The sequence below is a fragment of the Peptacetobacter hominis genome (assembly GCF_006861675.1).
Lineage (GTDB): Bacteria > Bacillota > Clostridia > Peptostreptococcales > Peptostreptococcaceae > Peptacetobacter > Peptacetobacter hominis.
In genome coordinates this window covers 28,684-48,630 of record NZ_SGJB01000007.1, presented here as the reverse complement: position 1 = coordinate 48,630, position 19,947 = coordinate 28,684, and the positions used below count along the sequence as shown (strand labels likewise).

The window sequence follows — 19,947 nt, the reverse complement described above, 5'->3', positions numbered from 1 at the left end:
TTTTATGATTGAATTAAAAAATGTAAGCAAATCATTTAAAAGAATAAATAAGTTTGGATATAAGAAATTTAATGTACTTGATGATATAAATATAGAAATAGAAACTGGAAAGATAACAGCGATACTTGGCATAAATGGAGCGGGGAAAACAAGTATTCTGAAGACTATGGCAGGATTACTAAAGCCTGATATGGGAATAGTCTTAGTTGATGGAAAGAAAATATCAAAAGATACATACAATATACTTTCTTTTATTCCTGATATAGATAGTTATTTTTCCGGGATGAGCATAAAGGAAACTTTCGAGTTTATGGATTTTTTTTATAAAAACTGGGATATGAAAAGAGCATATGAAATGATTGATATTTTTGGTCTTGATAAAAATTATATAATGAATAATCTTTCGAAGGGAAATATGGCAAGGATAAAGTTGATTATCGGATTTTCTCAGGGAGCTAAATATCTGCTTCTTGATGAACCTTTTTCTGGAATAGATTTTTTGAAACGCGAAGAGTTTGTAGGAATGATTCCTAAATATATGGATGAAAATCAAGCTATTGTGATAACTACTCATGAAATATCCGAGATTGAAAATATTGTAGATGATGTCTTTTTTGTAGACGATGGAAAAGTAGTTTTAAAAATAAACGCAGAAGAACTGAGGGAGTTAGAGAATATATCGATTCTAGATAAGATGAGAGAGGTGTATTCAAATGAGTAAATTCATTACTGTTTTAAACCTGGATTTTAGAAAGAATTTTAATGTTTATATATTATATAATCTAATAACTGCTATACTTACATTTATTTTCATAGTGATATGCACATTTATATTTATAGACAAAAATATAAATGTAATAAACCCTTTTACTCATAAAGAAGGAATTGTATTTTCAGATATTTTCTATGAAAATGTTTATATACTTTTTATTTCTGCAATAAGTATATTTGGGGCTACTGCATATACAGTCATGTCTTGGGTCATAGGATTATATGAAAAAAATGAATCTATTTTAACTATAATGACTCTTCCTATATCAAAAATAAATATTTATATATCAAAATTGATAAATTCAATTATTTTTGTAAATTCAGTGGTTTTTACTCAGATTATCTCTATATATGCAGCAAAAAATATATTCTATTTCATAGCATCATCGAAAGTTGAGGTAATAAAAACAAATCTTAGAGAGGATATTATAAGTATGCCAAAGATAATGTTCTTAAATATATATATAGGAGATTTTATTATTGAAAATATTTTTTATCTTCTTTGTATAATTTCATTACTTTCTCTTTGTTCAATTATATTTATGGTATTTAGATCTAATTCTTATGTGTTTGTGGTATCTATAGCTATTCTTACATACGCTTCTCTTAATATTCCCATCAAAGTAATGGACAAATTTATTTATAATATTTTTATTTTGACAGGAATAACTAGCAATATTATAGTAGTAAGAATAATTTTATCAATTATATTTAGCATAATTTCTGCAGTTTTATCTTATTTACTTATAGAGAAAAAACTAGAATTATAAGGGGGAATCGATATGAAATTAAAAATAAATCACGTATGTGTATATATATTGCTAATACTAATAGGTTTTATGTTTATTTTTTCAAGTAGAGAAACCGATGCAAAAATAGTTACACAAAATGGGAATATTAACAAAATGGGTAATATTGCTTTAAAAATAGAAGATGTTAAATTAGGGAAAAATTTTGAAAGAGAATACATTATAGATAAAACCGGTCTAAATGCGCACTCTAAGATAAAAAGTGAAAATATAACAGATAATAGTAGTATATATAGAATATCCGGTCAAGCAGGTAAAAAAATTCCCGCTATAGCTTTCAGCAATTCAGAAACAAATAGTGGGCAATATAAAATATATGTATATACTGGAAATACAAAAATGAAAAGAATTAATTATACAAAAGAGATTGATTCTAACAAGTTTGACAAAAGAAATTTAGAGGAAACAGAAATAAATATTTCATTAAATGATATCCTTGAATATGAAATACCAGAGATAAACGGAGTTCATGTTGAGAAATCAAATATATATTTTATTATTTCATATAACAATACTAAAGGTAATAAGAGTCTGTGTATTTTTAAAATAAATTCAAATGACATGAGTATAGACAAAATTTCAGGAAGAGAGGTTGTTGCTGATAAGAAATATGAGTCAGTATTGTTTTCAGAGGTAGATGGAACTGATGAAAGAGGGTACTTGTGCTATATTATGGAGAAAAAAATAAATTCTGACGAGGTGCAACCGTTATCTGAAATTTATATATGTAAATACGATATAAATAAAAATAAATCTTTTGATTGTAAAATTTTACAAAATGCAACAGAAATACGGTTTTCTTATCAAGAAGATAAGTTACACATACTTGAAGGAGCAATATATACTGATATAAAAGATACAGTCAATGATTTTAGAATAATAGACATAGATCTAAACAGTATGGAATTTACAGAATCCCAAATTGATTGCATGGAAAGAAAACCGGATACATTACTAAGTTTTTATATAGAAAATGATAGAATATATGTATTTTCATATAGTGCAACTGCAAATAAATCAAATTTATCTAAATTAGAAGTTATCGATAGAAAAAATCAAAGTATACTATTTGATGCAAAAATTTTTAATCTACAAAATTCAAATGATTCTTCTTTTGAAAAGGTGGGTAGGTAGATGAATAAAGTTTTATATATATTTATGAATGAACTGAAAAGAAATAGATTAAAATTTGTGATTATATTGCGGTTAAATGGAATTATGCTATTTTACAGTATGATTTCAAATTTGAATAAATTTAATAGTACTTTTAGTAGTCTTGGATACAATGCTTCAAATATACCTGAAAAATTCTCATATTCAATTATATTGGGGACAAATAGTATTAAAGTATTTCTATTTACAATGTTTTTATGTAGTTTAGCAGGAATACTTATTTGGATGGGAGATTTTTTTGGAAAAAACAAAAGTTTTTACATATATTGTATTATTCCTTTAGATAGAATTAATTTATATGTAGCCAAAACAATGTGTATATACTTTATTTTTATAGCAAATATAATTGCATATATCTTATTTTCTGGTTTCATAGGGTTAATATTTTCAATATTAAATAAAAATATTTATTTCATATCACCACTGAAGGCTTTTTTAGAATCAGATTTATATATGATAAATATTATTCCATACAATATTTATAATTTTAGCCTTATATATATCCTAGGTATGACAGCATTTGTATCTACATTATCTATGTTGTGCATATTAATAAATCATGTCTGGAAAGGTAATGCAATAAAAAAAATAGCAATTCTTATATTATCAGTAATACTTTTAATTAGTATATTTATATTCTATATTTTTGCAAGAAATACATTTTTTATTTTTCTTGCAGGAATAATACTTAATATACTTTCATTTGAAATTTCAAAAACTATTCTTCAAAAAATAGAACTTTAATTAGGAGGATATTATGAATTATATAAGAAAGCGGATTATGCTTATTCTGATATTTATATTTATATCAATAATACTTTGTTTACGCTTTACATCATTATCTCACAGTAGAATTCATCCTATTTATGAGAAAGGTAATAGATATGAGATGGGAAAAATTTCTCTTATGACACAGATATCGAATGGGAAACAGATTGAAAAGTTAATATTTGGGAATGATTTATCTAAAAGTACTCTATATTCAGGTTATTACACTGATTTCAATTATATTAACAATGACTTTAAAAGTGAAAAGAAGATAAGAGAATATTCAGATAATATCAATGAAAACTCAATTTTTCAAGCAAATAAAGATGTTTATGTGATAAATACGATAACAGAATCTTTAAATCCATACTTTAAAATAATAGTATTTGGAGAGAATTCAAAAGTAGAAGATAAAAAGATATTTATAAAAGATAATGTAGAAAATTATTTAAACCTACTTAAATTAATGGTATATGAAGATAGAATATATGCACTTTATGCAGATAAGAGTATGAAAAAAATAACGGCTATTCAATTTGATATATACAATTCTACATACAAAATATCTTCTCAAAGCGAAATTTCAGAGGCTAATTTTATTGAAGGAGGTAATAATTCTACATTTACAGATGGAGAGAATATATATATATCAACATATAATATCAATGATGCATCTATTGGGATAATAGTATATAATATAAATAGAAGCGTTTTTTCTGAAATAAATAGTCTTGAAGATTTCAATTATGAAGATGATTTTTCTTTTACGTATCAGGTAGTTCTATCAAGAGTAAAAGGAAATGATATAGAACTTGTTGTAAAAAAAGGTACAGAAGATTTATATCTGTATAGGTATGATAAAAGGAAAAAATTAAAGCTGTTAGAAGTTCATAAGCTTGATTTCTTAGCGCGTAATTTATCTTCAGATGATAGAGAGATTTCTTATTCAGGTTCTGAAAATTATGCATTTTATGGCAATAAAATCTTTTATGTAGAATCATATAAAACTATCTATGGCTCAGAAATATCAGATAGCTATACATTTTCATTTGATGGGAGCTATGATGATAAGTCAACTTTGAAAGTTTATGATATAGATAAACAGAAGGTCGTGTATGAAGCTACATTCAGAGCATCAGGAATTCAATCTCCAATATTTATAAAAGAGTAGACAAATGGAGGTAGTATGTTATTAACAATAGAACTTACAAAAGAACTTTTCGATTATAAATTTAAACAGTATGAAGGTACTTTTTTTCATGCAAATATAGATGAATATAGTGATATCATAAAATATACTATAACTAGGGATAAAGAAGGCAAAATACTTATGGAATTTGGAAGTACGCATATGAAAGATAATTTAATTTTTATACCACAGTTAGATGTATATATGGATTTAGAAAAGTTAAAATAAAAAATAGGCTATTCTATTATTAATTAATAGGATAGCCTAAATTTTTTGTAATAGTAAATAAAAAGATTATTAATAAAAATAAATAATCAAAAAATATTTCTGCAGAAATATAAAATCATTATCATATAGAAATAACGATTCATTTAACTTAAAAGTAGAACACTTATAAGCGGAATTGATACAACCGAAAATAATGTTGTAAAAAATACCGCCTGTGAAGCCAGAGAAACATCCGCTCCATATTCATTAGCCATTATAGCTGTATTCGCTGCTGAAGGCATAGCGCCTATAACAACAGGAATAGCCATAACAAGTGAATCAAAATTAAATGGTTTAAGTACAATAAATACAGCTACAGGTATTACTATAAGTCTTAAAAAAGTAAGAATATACATTTTAGGCATTTTAAAACATTCTGTAGCTGAAGATCCTGCCAGCATTGATCCTATAACAAGCATTGAAAGTGGTGTAGTCACATTTCCTAAAAGAACAAGTGGTTCGTTTATAAATACTGGTAGCTTTGTTTTTGTAAAAAATAATATAAGTCCTATTACTACAGCTATTATTGAACTATTGACCATAGATTTTAATGAGAATTTTTTTCCAGGTCGTCCTTTTGACAAGAAATAAACTCCAAGTGTAAAGCATATAAAGTTAAAAGGAAGATTGAATATAGCTGCATAAAATATACCACCACTCCCTAAAACAGCTTCAACAACCGGATAACCCATGAATCCGGAATTTGAAAAAACAAGGGCATATTGATATATTCCGAGCTCAGATTCTGATTTTACAAATAATTTCATAATAAATGAAATTATTATTGAAACAGCAAACATTACCATTGATACAACAAATAATGATAGCATCTTTGGAATTAATTCAGCTTCAAAATCAATCTGCATAGCTGTTATTATCATTGCCGGTAGAAAAATATTCATTACAAGTGATGAAAGTTTTGATGTCGATTCATCATCCAGCATATTAAACCTTCTCACAAAATAACCAACCAGGATTATAATAAATAAGATTGCAACCTGGGTAAATATATCCATAAAATTCAAACAAATCACCTCTATATCTATAATACCATTAGTTTGCAGATTTATCTATAAATAAAAGTTTGTATTTAAAATGTATTATTGTTAAAAAAATAATGTATTAAAAAATTTTATAGTTACATACATTTTTATTATTATTGTGGAATTATAAATAAAAATATAGAAATTTTGGTAAAACAATATAATCATCTGATATAATATAAACTATAATGAATGGTTTATTGAATGGAGGAGTATTATGAAAAATGCAATGTTTTCAATTAAAAGCATAAAGGATATTTCAAATGATCCTAATGTTGCATATACACAGGCAAAATTTCTTCAAAAGATAGGTAAAACGGAATCGGCAATAAAAAAATATGAAGAAGCTGCCAGTGAAGGAAGTGTAAAAGCTCAGTATACTTTAGGAAACATATTTGAAGATATGGGAGAATATGAAGAGGCTGAAAGATGGTATAAAATAGCCTATAAAAGTGGAATGGAAGAAGCAGCTTTGGATATAGGTAATATAAAATTTTCGGAAGAAGATTATCAGTATGCTTTATATTGGTATGATAAAGCTATGAAAATAGGACTTCTGGCTGCACAGAATAACATGGGTGTTACTTATTATGTACTCAAAAATTATGAAAAATGTGAAGAAATACTTCTTGATGCAACAGATTCAGACTATGGAAAGGCATGCTACAATCTAGGTGTTTTATACAATCTTTTAGATAGAGAAGACGAAGCATTTGAAATGTTTAAAAAAGGTGCCAGATATGATGACCCTGATTGTATGTATAATCTTGCAGTTTTTCATACTCAGAGAAATGAAGCAAGAGAGGCTATTGCACTTTATAAACAGTTATACAAAATAGGTTACATAGAAGGATGTTTTAATCTTGGTATGATTATGGAAATAAATGACAAACTTGATGAAGCCGAAAAATATTATAAAAAGAGTGCAGATAGCGGTGATATGAAATCTCAGTACAGATTAGCATATATATACGACAGAGAAGATAATGTGGACGATGCACTTGAATATTATGAAAGAGCAATTGCTCAGAACCATACGATGTCAAAGTTTAGATTAGGAAACCTATTAAATAAAGAAGGAAATATAGATGATGCAAAAGAGCTTTATGAGGAAGCCAGCAATGATGGAATTATAGAATCAACAAATAATCTTGGTGGTATATGCTTTGAACAGAAAGAATATGATAGAGCAATTGAGCTTTTCAAAGCTTCTATAGATATGAACTGTAGACCTGCTATTGAAAATCTTGGGGATTTATATCTTGAAATAGGAGAAGTAGATACAGCTATAGAATATTTTTCTATGATGCCGTCAAAGCTTTCATGTCAAATAAAACTTGCACAGATTTATGATGAAAGAGAAGATCTTGAAGGAGCTGTTATATGGTACAAAAAGGCTGCCGAAAATGGAGATGTTGATTCAGCGTACAGACTTGCATGCATATATGAAAATATGGGTAATATAAAAGGGTCTATAAAATACTTTGAAATAGCAGCAGAAAATAATCATTTAAATGCAATGGTTCATCTTGGAAGAATTTATTACAACGAAGGTCAATATGATGAAGCAAAATCAAACTACAGTGTTCCTGCTCAGGAAGGAAACTCATATTGTCAACATATGATGGGGGTTATATCAGATATATCTGATGATGATTCAGAAACAGCTACTGAATGGTATGAGAAGTCAAAATTAAACAACTGTATAGAGTCAATTGAGAACCTTGGAAATCTTTATTTCAGATTAAATGATTTTACTAAGGCCGAAAAATATTTTAGAGAAGGTATTGAAGCTGGAAGTAAAAACTGTGGATATATGCTGGGATGCCTTTATCATAAAAAATCACTTCTTGTTTTTGAAAAACTTGCTAAAGATGGTTTTGAAAATTCGTGTGATATATACGATACAATGCCAGAAATAGACATCGCTGTAAATGATATACAAATACCAGAATTTGAACTTTGTCCTGAAGAAGTTCAAGAAAAACCTGAGTATATACCAGGATATATAATGAATATAAAAGAAAATCTGGAGACTATGCTTGAAGGATTTAAGGATGATATGATTTTTGATGATGAAAATTAAATTAAAAGAAGTCACCTCGTAAGAGATGACTTCTTTTTTATATTACACCAGAAATTAAATATAGTGTATATCCTATATATAGGGCTGTAAGAACAGCTCCCTCTAATCTGTTTATATCTTTCCTGATTAAAGAGAATATGTATGCAAGAACTGTTACTGCTATCATAAATAGACAATCTATAAAAAGTTTTGGATCGATTGATATTGGCGAAATAGCTGCAGATATTCCGAGAACAAATAATATATTAAATACATTTGAACCAATAACATTTCCAAGAGCTATATCACTTTCACCTTTTGTAGCAGCTATTATAGAAGTAACCAGTTCAGGTAGTGAAGTACCTATTGCAACAATTGTAAGCCCGATAAGCTGGTCACTTACTCCAAAACTTTTTGCTATGCCTGTAGCAGAATTTACAACAAGCTGTCCACCTAGAACTATAGCAATAATACCTCCTATAGAAAAAATAATAGCTTTTCCAATAGGCATTGTTTTAGATGGAGCATCTATTTCTATGTTCATATCTTTATATTCTTCTGGATGAAGCTTCTGATTTTCTATAGCATCATTACGGGATTTTAAGGCACTCATTACAAGAGAGTACATAAATACTGCAAAAAACATTAGTAGTATAATACCATCGCCTCTACTTAATTGATTTATATAAGTAGAATTAAAATATTGATCGGCTATTATTACAAAAGATAACGCAGATATAAGTATCAAAAATGGAAATTCCTTGATTCTAACACCTTTTTCAATCATTAGTGGTTTTATTATAGCGGATATCCCTACAACAACCAGAAGATTAAATATATTAGACCCCACAACATTTCCCATAGCCATTCCATTTTGTCCACTAATAGAAGCTGTAATACTTACTGCAGCTTCAGGAGCGCTTGTACCGAAAGCAACTATAGTAAGACCTATTATTAGAGACGGAATCTTAAGAGTCTGTGCTATACTTGATGATCCATCTACAAAAAAATCAGCTCCCTTTACAAGAAAAATAAATCCAACTATAAGAAGTATATAATTCATATTAAATTTTCCTCCATATTCAGTTTTAAATTTAAAGAAGTTTATTTCTGGACATAAATATAGTTATTATTATACATATAACAGCAGAAATTGCTGCAATCATCCAGAAACCATTTATATTTGATGAAAGGGGAATTCCCCCTACGTTCATTCCGAAGAACCCTGAGATAAGAGTCGGGATAGAAACTATAAGTGTAACAACAGTTAAAAACTGCATAACATTGTTCTGATTATTACTTATTATCGCACTAAAAGCGTCCATGATACGACTTAATATATCTCCATAGATTGATGCCATTTCAAGAGCCTGTCTATTTTCTATAATAACATCATCAAGAAGATCGTCATCATCATGATATTTTTTTATACTTGAAGTTTTAAGCATTTTGTTAAGTACAAGTTCATTGGCTTTAAGAGAAGTAGAAAAATATACCAGTGATTTTTCAAGTTCCAGAAGCTGTATAAGCTGTTTATTTTTCATAGAACTGTATATTTCCTTCTCAAGTTCATTTGTCATTTTGTTTATTCTTCTAAGATAATGAAGATAATAAGCCGCATTTTTATGAAGAATCTGGAGTATAAATCTTGATTTCATATGAGTATAAAAATCTTTTATATGACCTACTATAAAGTCATTAAGTATTCTTGTCTGTTCACTACATACAGTGAGTATTATCTCATCAGTTATAATTATCCCAAGGGGAATTGTACTGTAATGAGAATTATCAGAGTCACTTTCATCTATAGGAATATCTATAAGTATAAGCGTATGATCCTCATTTACATCTATTCTCGAACGTTCTTCTTCGTCAAGAGCAGAGTTTATACTTTCTATATCTATACCTGTCTTTTCAACAATCAAATGTATTTCACTCTGATTTGGCTCTACAAGATTTATCCAGCATCCATCCTCAATTTCATTGAGCTTTTCCAATTTGGAATCAATTGTTTTATAGTATCTGATCATGGTAGCATCTCCTGTATAAAAATATTCCATCATTTAACAGTATCTGTTATTCTGATAGGAATAAAAAAGATGCTATAGAATAATAGATACAGTCAAGTGATAGTTTAAATTGTATTTCCTATGCAACGGATAACTATCCATTGCCCATCACTCTCCTTTATAAAAATATATTTCCATTTAATAGAATACCTTGATTTTGTTCATAAATCAAGTGTAAAGGAAACTAAATATTTATTTTTAATGTGCAGACAGTATATTTATATTGACATATAGTAGTGTTTTAATTTATTATATATATGTTAAATCTGTTTAATATGTGCCTGTAGTTCAATTGGTAGAATGTCAGACTCCGACTCTGAAGGTCTGCGGGTTCGAATCCCGTCGGGTACACCAGTATAAATGCTCTGCATAATGCAGAGCATTTTGAATTATATGAAAAAGGAGATATTATTGTGAAAAATACAGAGAAAATCAATACAAGAGACCTTGTTACTTTATCACTTTTTGTAGCAATGAGTATAATTCTTTCAAGATTTTTATCCATATCAACTCCAATAGTTAGAATAGGATTTAGTTTTCTTCCAATAACAGTTGCTGCAATCATGTACGGGACAAAATATACAGTAGCAGTTGCAGCTATAAGCGATATAATAGGAACTATATTATTTGCATCTGATTTTTTCCCAGGATTTACAATTACAGCATGTATAACTGCTATGATATATGGTAAATTCTTGTATGAAAAACCAAAGAGTATAAAAAATATTACTACAACAGTTATAATGGTAAATATTGTAGAACTTTTACTTAATACAGTAAATATATATATATTAACCGGGCAACCTTTGTGGACTATTATATCTATGAGATCAGTTCAGTCGGTTATTATGCTTATTGTAAAAATATTTATAATATATAATGTATCATACAGTCTTGCTTCATTAAATAGATATATTCCTGCTTATAACAGGAGCTCTCGTTAAAGCGCATCATCATGATGTGCTTTTTCTTTGTGTATATAAACTATGATATATTCTTTACAAAAATATAGAATTTTTTACTGTTTATAAAATATCTCTTAAGAAATTTTTAATATTGTCGTGTTAACCTATATATAAAAGAGATTATAACTAGGTCTATAGAAATTTCTAAGGAGGTATATATGAGTACAAAAAAACAGATTATATTTTTTCTAAGCACGGTATTTATATTAACTATTTTAATAACCAATATTCTTAAAGATTTTTTAGGATATAACACTGTTATAGTAATTATGTTCATTCCAGCAATAATTTCATTGATTGCGAAAGTGATATTTAAAGATAAATCAGCAACCTTTTTTATCAGATTAAATATGAAGAAAAATCGGTCTATATTTATGAAGACACTAATACTTATGCCTGTCTTTATGTATATTACTGCTATAATAAATTACTTTATATTTAAAACCAGAATAGGTCTACTTTCTTCAGTTGCTATTTATAGTTTTCAATATACGAGTCTTTTTGAATATTTAAAAGGTATAACATATGAGGTATCAAATCTTGCAATAATATTTCCATTATATGGAATTATACAATGTTTGTGCGAAGAATTTGCATGGAGAGGATATCTTCTTCCAAAACTTTGTAAAATTACATCTGCAGAAAAAGCAGCAATCTTAGATGGCTTATTTTGGGGATTATGGCAGTTACCGGTTATGTCGATACTATATAGAGATAGCGTATCAAATCCGATAATAAGTTCCATCATGCTTATAATTGCAAGTATTGCAATTGGCAGTATTCAATCATATCTACTTTATAGAACCGAATCTATATGGTGCCCTTTAATCCTTAGTCTTTCTATGAATAGTATAAGTATATATACACCAGCAGCAGTATTTTCAGGAATTGCTAAAGGTTCAGCATCAAGTTGTATTTTTTCTGGGGGAGCAGGAATAATAGCAGTATTGATTCTTTCAATATATTGTTATAATAAAAATAAACTTGTTTACGTTGATTGATAAATAAAAGAAGGAAGTTTTCTGATATATATTTATATATCAGACATACTTCCTTTTATATTATTTCAACATAACATTTATAAAAATCAAATATTTTCCCGTTTTCACTTGCTCTACATAGAAATCTACTTAAAATTTTCCCTGTATTATAATCCTCTTTGATTTTATTTATATATTCGCAAAGATTGTTTTCCCATTTTTCTGAAACTTCCTCTTTCATCAAAAAAATAGCATATTTATCTGTTCTTTTTTTCCAAATAATATCTTCATTATTAAAGCTTTCGATTATAATTCCTCTTTTTTCATATTTCAAATTGTCTGAGTCATGAACTCTTATATAAAGCGATGGATCTGAAATATATAATGATATTTTGTTTATTTCGGTAAGTTCAAAACCACAGATGGTATCGATATCAATACTTCCATATTTTATTCCAGAATCTTTTAATCGTATAACTTCATCTATTGCGGATTGATGTTTCTTTAATTTCTCAATTCTTTTATTTAATAGTTCAAGTTCATTGAATAGTGATATTTTATGAAGCTCAAACAGTTCCTTATATTCTTTTAGCTCCATATTTTCTATAGATGTAATTTGTTTTAATGGAATTCCAAGAGTTTTATAAAATATTACATCAGATATCTCAATAAGATCCATGAAATCATACTCTCTGTAATTATTTTCTATATTTTTCTTTGATTTCAATACACCTTTATCATTCCAATATCTAAGAGTACTTGATGGTATATTGAAAAAATCTGCAATTTCACCGATTCTAAATGTTTTATCCAAGATGTTCCTCCTATTTATTAAATATATAATTATATACAAAATACCATAATTACAATTGACTTTCAAGTTACTTTAAGGTTTATACTGTTTATTGTAATATTCAAGGAAAGGAGACTTATATGAATTCAATAAATAGTATTATAGAAAGTGAAGAAACTCTAAAATTTAGAAAAGTGATTAAATTTGTCATTCCTACATATCTAACTTCTTTGTTTACAACTCTGTATACGATAGTAGATGGTGTTTTTGTATCCAAATTTGTTGGAACAGATGCACTAGCGGCCGTAAATATAGTTTATCCCATAATAAACATACTTCTTGGAATAGCATATATATTTGCGATAGGTGGAAGTGCTCTTGCAGCTATATCGATAGGACAAAAGAAATATGATGAAGCAAATATTAAATTTACAACTGCATTTATTTCATCCATAGTAATAGGTGGTATTATAACTCTTTTATTTTTTATATTTCTTGATAAACTTCTGTATCTTTTAGGTGCTACAGATAAAACAATAATATATTGTAAAGATTATATAATACCATGGATGGTAGGATTTATTTTGGTAATCGGCAAAGAAATTTTTACATATTTTATAAGGATTGATGGATCACCTCTATATAGTTTTATAGTTTCTCTCGCTGGTGGAATTACAAATATTATTCTGGATTATGTATTTATAGTTCCTATGAAAATGGGGATATATGGAGCAGCTTTAGCTACAATTATAGGAATTGCTGTATCATTTGTTATTGGTCTGTATTATATAGTTTTTATGAGTAAAACTGTAAAATTTAAATATTCAGGAATCAGTTTTTCTTTTATTCCAAGATGTCTTATAAATGGTTCTTCCGAATTTATAAACCAAATAGCAATAGCAATAACTACGATAGCATTCAATATATCTGCACTTAAATTTGCAGGTGAGGATGGAATAGCAGCTGTTACAATAACAATGTACCTTCAGTTTATATTTATAGGATTAGCATTTGGATATTCAATGGGGGTTTCACCCCTTCTTGGACATGCATTCGGAGAAGGAAAAAAGAATGTATGTAGAAAAATAGAAAAATATTCATTCAGATTCCTCGGGATAGTTCCCGGAATACTTTATATTATAGGATTCTTTGTAGCTCCATATGCTGTATCCTTTTTTGCTGAAAAAACTTCAGATGTATATAATTTAGCGGTATATGGTATGAGGATATACTCAATAGGATTTATAGTATTTGGTATTAGTATATTTTCTGCAGTAAGATTAACGTCATATGCTTATGGTCATTTATCAGCTATAATAACATTTCTTAGATCTTTCTTTTTGTTGCTTTTATTTTTATATATACTTCCAATCTTCTGGGAAATGAATGGAGTATGGGCGGCAGTTCCGTGTGCAGAAATTATAACTGTTTTTGTATCAATATTGTTTACATATAAAACAAAGTATTTAAGTGAAAATTAAATTTACATAATATAATTATGTAAATTTATTGTCGACAAAGCTAGGGGATTTATATACAAAAATAGGCAGTTTTTAAACTGCCTATTTTTTATCTATTTATACTCTCCGTGTACAGAAAAAGCATGGTTCATAGGACCGCTACCTTTTCCTAAATCCAGCATATATGAAAGAGCTCCTGAAATATAGTTTTTTGCCTCTAATACGGACATTTCTAAATTCTTACCTTTTGCGAGATTTGAAGCAATAGCACTTGAAAGAGTACATCCTGTACCGTGTGTGTTATTATTTTCTATTCTTTTTCCATAGAACCATCTGAATTCACCATTAGAATAAAGTAAATCATTTGCATCATTTATACTGTGTCCACCTTTGCATAGTACCGCACATTTGAAATTATCACCAATAATTTTAGATGCTTTTATCATATCCTCTGTTGATTTTATTTCTATACCAGAGATGACTTCAGCTTCAGGAATATTAGGAGTCAATACTGATGCAAGAGGGAAAAGCTCTTCTTTAAGAGTTTTTATTGCGTCTTCTTCTATTAATCTTGATCCACTTGTAGAAATCATAACAGGATCAACTACAATATTTTTCGCGTTATATTCTCTAAGTTTCTCTGAAATTACATGAATAAGATTACATGATGAAACCATTCCTATCTTTACAGCATTTGGATATATATCACTAAATACAGAATCCAGCTGCTCTGAAAGAAATTCAGGAGATGATTCAAATACAGACATTACACCAGTTGTGTTTTGAGCAGTAAGTGCTGTAATAGCACTCTCTGCAAATACACCATGCACTGTCATTGTTTTTATATCTGCCTGTATTCCAGCGCCGCCACTTGAATCACTTCCTGCAATAGTAAGAGCTACTGGCATTTTATGATATTTGAATAATTTTTCTGATTTATTTTTTAAATTTTCAGTTGCTTTTCTTATGTCATTTTGTGCAAAAATAGCACTTATTACAGATATACCACATATACCACTGTCTTTGAGTACATCCATATTATCATAAGTAATTCCTCCAATAGCTACGACAGGTATAGAAACAGCATCGCATATTTTTTTTAGTTCTTCATAACTTACACTGTCAGCATCCTTCTTTGTAGATGTTGAAAAAACAGCACCAACTCCAAGATAATCAGCTCCATTTTTTTCAGCTTTTATAGCTTCTTCTACTGTTGATGCGGAAACACCAAGAATCATTTTATCTCCTATAATAGCTCTAACATCTTTAGCATCCATATCTTCCTGTCCAACATGAATACCATCAGCGTTAATTTCCCTTGCTATATCGATATTGTCATTCACAATAAATGGTATATTTGATGATTTGCATATTTTATAAAGTGATTTTGCCTCTTCAAGAAAATCTGAATAATTCATATTTTTTTCTCGTATCTGTACAATAGTTGCTCCGCCAGTTATAGCCTCTTTAAGTTGTTCTTCCATAGTCATTCCATTAAGCCAACTTCTATCGGTTATGGCATATAAAAGAAGATCTTTTTTATCTAATTTCATATTTAGCACCTTCTTCCAACATCTCTCCTGTCATATTATATATAGCATCAATAATTCTATTTCTGTATGTTGAGTTTCCATCATAGTTATTCATATTTGACCAGGCTATCTCTCCGGCAAGTCCCATCATACAAATAGAAGCAGCTGTTGCTTCAAGCATATTATCTTTATTTGCACATATAAATGCCGCAGTCATACCAGATAACTGACATCCGGTACCTGTTATTTTACCCATCTCAGGGCGACCATTTCTTATGACATAGCATTGTTTTTCATTAGCTACGAGATCTATCGCACCTGTTACAGCTATTATGCTTCCTGTTATTTTAGAAAACTTTTTAAGAGATGCTATTATTTCATCAAGATTTTCTTCTGTTACAGTATCCGCAATTCCTGCATCAACACCTTTCCCAGAACCTATTCCTGTAGATAAAAATTTAATTTCTGATATATTTCCTCTAATAACATCAAATTTAATTTCATTTAGAAGTTTATTAGCAGTATTATTTCTAAGAGCACTTGCTCCTACACCTACAGGATCCAGTATAATAGGATGGTTAAGTTCATTTGATTTTTTACCAGCTATAATCATTGATGGAATAGTATTGTGATTAAGTGTACCGATGTTTATATTAAGTCCATTACATACAGATGTTATATCCGCAGCTTCCGCTTCGTCATCGGCCATTATAGGACTTGCACCACAGGCAAGAATGATGTTGGCAACATCATTTACAGTTACATAGTTAGTAATGTTGTGGATTAGTGGTACGTTTGAACGTACATTTTCAAGACATGTTTTAAACATAAGTATTCTCCCTCCGTTGGCATTATCCAAATCAGGTTAAGGGTCTAAGCTTCGGCTTACTCTCAGTCTATCTACATAAACTCCCCTGATTGATTATTGAATGATTTGATATTCTGGATTTAATAATCCTTTTTCATTATATCATAAATATATCTTATAATATTATTTATATGACAATAATTCCATGATAAAATGAAATTATATTGTATGCATAGGAGGTTTTATGAATAAAAAATTTATCTCAAACGAGTTTAGAAGGATTTTTTTTAATCCATTTACAGTTATTCTTATTTTTATAACAATAACTTTTTTTATTATAAATATTTTAAATAACACTTCAGAAAATATTGCTGCTTTTTCGTATGAAATATTATTGCGGATAATAATCATAAGTGCTGCTTTATACTTTATAGCAGAGCACAAAAGAAGAAAAGAATATAGCTATATAAAAAATGATATTGATACATATATAAGAGTTAGAAAAAATAATAGTATTATGATAGTAAATCCATCAGAATTATCTATAGGTGATATAGTAGTTATATCCGCAGGAGAAAGAGTTCCTGCTGATATAGAACTTATTTCATCTAATAATCTTTTTGTATCACAGGCGGCAATAAATGGGGAAAGCAATGTTATAGAAAAATTTCCTTCTGAATCAAATTCAAATGATTCATTGGATTTTATTGATATATATAGAAATGATATGGTTTTTGCAGAATCATTAGTGATTTCAGGAACTGGTGAGGGCATAGTAAAAAGCATAGGAAAAAGTACTGTATATGAAAAGACTAATACGAGAGTTAAAACAAATGTAAAGAAAAGTATATTTAAAGATGGTTCATACTCAATTATGTTTGTTCTAATAAAATTCTCTTTAGTAATATTTCCTCTGGTATTTATACTTGCTGTTATAAACTCAAAAGAGATAATACATGCAACCCTATTTGCGATTTCTACTGTTATAGGATTAGTTCCAGAACTTCTTCCGATGGTTATGGCAGTATCTATTCTTAAAGGAAGTACCATACTTTATAAAAAAAGAGCTGTACTTAAGAGTATAGAATCTATGCGGACAATGTCTGATATGGATATTTTATGTATTGATAAAACAGGAACTCTTACAAATGAAAATTTAATTCCCGAATATTATATGGATATATTGGGAAATGAAAGTAAAACTACACTTGAATACGCATATATTAATAGTTTTTTCTCATCAGTAGCTAAAAATCCAATTGATGAGTCAATACTGTCGTCTGTAAAAGCAGGCTTTGGAGAAGATTACTGCAATGTTATTAAAGAAAAATACTGTAAATATGCGGAATCTCCTTTTGAGTATAAAAACAAAATATCTGGTGTAACTATTTCAGATAAAGATAATAAAAGAAAAAAGATAATAAAAGGTGATATAGATAGTATTATAGAAATGTGTTCATATTTTATCTATAACAATAGAACATATCCCTTTTCAGAGGATGCATTAAAAAATGTAAAACTTATTACGGAGGAACTCTTTGAAGATGGTATGAAGGTAATAGGTGTTGCAGAAAAAAATGAAAAACTTGAAACTGAAAAAGATTATATCCTTGTTGGGTATATAGCTTTTTTTGATGCTCCAAAGAAAGAAGCATTTGCTGCAATAGAAAAAATAAAGAAACTGGGTGTATCAATAAAAGTATTAAGTGGAGATAAGAAGGAAGTTACATCATCTATATGTAAAAGACTTAATATAGACTCAAATAAAATAATAACCGGCAATGAAATAAGTAAAATAAAAGATGATGAGCTAAAAATGATAGTAGATAAATATAATATTTATGCGGAGCTTTCACCATATGATAAGACCAGAATAGTTGATATATTAAAAGAAAAAAATACAGTAGGTTTTTTAGGCGATGGAATAAATGATGTAGGCGCAATTTCAAATGCTGATGTCGGTATTTCTGTAGATACTGCAACAGATGCAGCAAAATACGCTGCTGAAGTTATAGTAATAGGTAAAAAATTATCAGTAGTAGCAGATAGTATCTCTGAATCCAGAAATGTATTTATAAATATATTGGACTATGTAAGAATTGCCGCAAGTTCAAATTTCGGGAATATTATTTCAATACGGTTTGCTCGGGCATTTCTTCCATTTATGCCTATGAGTGCAGTTCAGATTCTCTTTATGAATCTTATCTATGATACAATGTGTATGCTTTTTCCACTGAGTAAATCCAGACAGAAAAAAGTATCTTCAAAAGTTAAATGGGGTGGAGAAAAGCTTGCTGTATTTATGAGATTTTTTGGACCAATAAGTTCTATTTTTGATATTATAACATTTGCAATAATGTTTTTTGTAATATGTCCATATGTTTGTGGTGTAGAGAGTTTTAATAATATATCAGATCTATATATGCAAAATAAATTTATATCTGTTTTCCAAACAGGATGGTTTATAGAATCTATACGGTCACAAATTATAGTTCTTAATATTTTAAAAACCGACGAAAATATTATTAACAATATAAAGGAATCAATTTCAACATGGGTTATTGGTTTTGCAGTAATAATTATATCGATTCTAATAACAACGAATCCTTTATTTATAAGTATAGGATTCCAGAAACTTCCATTTATATATTATATATATATTATTCCAGTAATAATTATATATTCTGTTTTTATATCATTCAGAAAGAGAAAATATATCATAAAATATGGATTTCAGGAGGTATAAATATGGATAAAAAAATAGAAAAAATAAAAGTTAATACCTCTTTTGTAAAATGGATATGTAAAGAGCTTATTCAATCTCATACTGATGGTAACGAGCATCTTAACGATGAATTATGGCAATATTTTATGGATATGCTGGGCGGTCAGAATAATGGAATACTTATACAAATGGAAGGATCTGAAGATATAAATATATTACCTGACATGGATGAAAGTATTTATAAAGATTTGGTAATAAATAGAAGAACAAGAAAAGTAACTGTATCTGGAAATGACGTCAATCTTACTCCCAAGGAATTTGATATATTATATTTTTTATACACAAATAGAGGGGAAATTTTTACAAAGGAGCAGATATATCAAGCCGTGTGGGATGACAAGTATCTTTTATCTGACAGCAATATTATGTCTTATATAAGAAAGCTGAGAAAGAAAATAGAACCTTATCCTGATGACCCTGAATATATAATAACTGTCTGGGGTATAGGATATAAATTTAATGATAACTAA

The 19,947-nt window shown here is 28.4% G+C and carries 18 protein-coding genes, 1 tRNA gene and 1 riboswitch; of the genes, 13 read left to right on the top strand and 6 right to left on the bottom strand.

The window, feature by feature from the left end:
- Positions 1 to 4 precede the first annotated feature (4 nt).
- The 6 genes from EXD82_RS04910 to EXD82_RS04885 all read left to right on the top strand — a co-directional run bounded on the left by EXD82_RS04910 (position 5) and on the right by EXD82_RS04885 (position 4,938).
- Complete coding sequence (locus EXD82_RS04910) at positions 5 to 721, top strand: ATP-binding cassette domain-containing protein (protein WP_142535801.1); 717 nt, start codon at positions 5 to 7, stop codon at positions 719 to 721.
- Entirely contained in the window at positions 714 to 1,541 is an 828-nt protein-coding gene (locus EXD82_RS04905) for a hypothetical protein (RefSeq protein ID WP_142535800.1), read from the top strand. Before EXD82_RS04910 ends, EXD82_RS04905 begins: the two co-directional genes overlap by 8 nt.
- Positions 1,542 to 1,553: 12 nt before the next feature.
- Entirely contained in the window at positions 1,554 to 2,714 is a 1,161-nt protein-coding gene (locus tag EXD82_RS04900) for a hypothetical protein (RefSeq protein ID WP_142535799.1), read from the top strand.
- A complete protein-coding gene (locus EXD82_RS04895; protein ID WP_142535798.1) occupies positions 2,715 to 3,497 on the top strand; it encodes a hypothetical protein in 783 nt (260 codons plus the stop codon).
- A gap of 145 nt (positions 3,498 to 3,642) precedes the next feature.
- The gene (locus tag EXD82_RS04890; protein ID WP_142535797.1) at positions 3,643 to 4,692 is read left to right on the top strand and encodes a hypothetical protein; all 1,050 of its coding nucleotides are present in this window, start codon (positions 3,643 to 3,645) and stop codon (positions 4,690 to 4,692) included.
- A 15-nt stretch (positions 4,693 to 4,707) separates the two neighbouring features.
- A complete protein-coding gene (locus EXD82_RS04885) occupies positions 4,708 to 4,938 on the top strand; it encodes a hypothetical protein (RefSeq protein ID WP_142535796.1) in 231 nt (76 codons plus the stop codon).
- Positions 4,939 to 5,081: 143 nt separating this feature from the next.
- Here the strand turns inward: EXD82_RS04885 and EXD82_RS04880 are convergent, their stop codons facing one another.
- The gene (locus tag EXD82_RS04880) at positions 5,082 to 5,993 is read right to left on the bottom strand and encodes an AEC family transporter (protein ID WP_246082013.1); all 912 of its coding nucleotides are present in this window, start codon (positions 5,991 to 5,993) and stop codon (positions 5,082 to 5,084) included.
- A 244-nt stretch (positions 5,994 to 6,237) separates the two neighbouring features.
- Here EXD82_RS04880 and EXD82_RS04875 point away from each other — a divergent pair, with 244 nt between their 5' ends.
- A complete protein-coding gene (locus EXD82_RS04875; protein ID WP_174919165.1) occupies positions 6,238 to 8,106 on the top strand; it encodes an SEL1-like repeat protein in 1,869 nt (622 codons plus the stop codon).
- 37 nt (positions 8,107 to 8,143) lie between these two features.
- On the opposite strand, the gene EXD82_RS04870 is transcribed toward EXD82_RS04875, so the two are convergent.
- Both EXD82_RS04870 and EXD82_RS04865 read right to left on the bottom strand, forming a co-directional pair.
- Positions 8,144 to 9,148: a calcium/sodium antiporter gene (locus tag EXD82_RS04870; protein ID WP_142535795.1), complete on the bottom strand. Its 1,005-nt coding sequence runs from the start codon at positions 9,146 to 9,148 to the stop codon at positions 8,144 to 8,146.
- Between the two features lie 31 nt (positions 9,149 to 9,179).
- The gene (locus EXD82_RS04865) at positions 9,180 to 10,115 is read right to left on the bottom strand and encodes a magnesium transporter CorA family protein (RefSeq protein ID WP_142535794.1); all 936 of its coding nucleotides are present in this window, start codon (positions 10,113 to 10,115) and stop codon (positions 9,180 to 9,182) included.
- A gap of 316 nt (positions 10,116 to 10,431) precedes the next feature.
- On the opposite strand from EXD82_RS04865, the gene EXD82_RS04860 reads away from it, so the two are divergent.
- From EXD82_RS04860 to EXD82_RS04850, 3 genes are all read left to right on the top strand, one after another.
- Positions 10,432 to 10,508 (top strand) — tRNA-Arg (locus tag EXD82_RS04860).
- 59 nt (positions 10,509 to 10,567) lie between these two features.
- A complete protein-coding gene (locus EXD82_RS04855) occupies positions 10,568 to 11,098 on the top strand; it encodes a folate family ECF transporter S component (RefSeq protein WP_142535793.1) in 531 nt (176 codons plus the stop codon).
- 179 nt (positions 11,099 to 11,277) lie between these two features.
- The gene (locus EXD82_RS04850; protein WP_142535792.1) at positions 11,278 to 12,120 is read left to right on the top strand and encodes a CPBP family intramembrane glutamic endopeptidase; all 843 of its coding nucleotides are present in this window, start codon (positions 11,278 to 11,280) and stop codon (positions 12,118 to 12,120) included.
- Between the two features lie 55 nt (positions 12,121 to 12,175).
- On the opposite strand, the gene EXD82_RS04845 is transcribed toward EXD82_RS04850, so the two are convergent.
- Positions 12,176 to 12,913 carry a MerR family DNA-binding transcriptional regulator gene (locus tag EXD82_RS04845; protein ID WP_174919164.1) on the bottom strand — a complete coding sequence of 246 codons (738 nt, stop codon included), beginning with the start codon at positions 12,911 to 12,913 and terminating at the stop codon, positions 12,176 to 12,178.
- A gap of 119 nt (positions 12,914 to 13,032) precedes the next feature.
- Here EXD82_RS04845 and EXD82_RS04840 point away from each other — a divergent pair, with 119 nt between their 5' ends.
- On the top strand, positions 13,033 to 14,373 hold the full coding sequence (locus EXD82_RS04840) for an MATE family efflux transporter (RefSeq protein WP_142535790.1): 1,341 nt from the start codon (positions 13,033 to 13,035) through the stop codon (positions 14,371 to 14,373).
- A gap of 92 nt (positions 14,374 to 14,465) precedes the next feature.
- Here the strand turns inward: EXD82_RS04840 and thiD are convergent, their stop codons facing one another.
- Both thiD and thiM read right to left on the bottom strand, forming a co-directional pair.
- The gene (thiD, locus tag EXD82_RS10600) at positions 14,466 to 15,905 is read right to left on the bottom strand and encodes a bifunctional hydroxymethylpyrimidine kinase/phosphomethylpyrimidine kinase (protein WP_142535789.1); all 1,440 of its coding nucleotides are present in this window, start codon (positions 15,903 to 15,905) and stop codon (positions 14,466 to 14,468) included.
- The gene (gene thiM, locus EXD82_RS04830) at positions 15,892 to 16,713 is read right to left on the bottom strand and encodes a hydroxyethylthiazole kinase (RefSeq protein WP_142535788.1); all 822 of its coding nucleotides are present in this window, start codon (positions 16,711 to 16,713) and stop codon (positions 15,892 to 15,894) included. Before thiM ends, thiD begins: the two co-directional genes overlap by 14 nt.
- A riboswitch (TPP riboswitch) is annotated at positions 16,705 to 16,810 on the bottom strand. Its footprint overlaps the gene before it by 9 nt.
- Positions 16,811 to 16,936: 126 nt before the next feature.
- Between thiM and EXD82_RS04825 the strand changes: the two genes are divergently transcribed.
- Complete coding sequence (locus EXD82_RS04825; RefSeq protein WP_142535787.1) at positions 16,937 to 19,438, top strand: HAD-IC family P-type ATPase; 2,502 nt, start codon at positions 16,937 to 16,939, stop codon at positions 19,436 to 19,438.
- A gap of 2 nt (positions 19,439 to 19,440) precedes the next feature.
- Positions 19,441 to 19,947, top strand: a complete 507-nt coding sequence (locus tag EXD82_RS04820; protein WP_142535786.1) for a winged helix-turn-helix domain-containing protein — start codon at positions 19,441 to 19,443, stop codon at positions 19,945 to 19,947.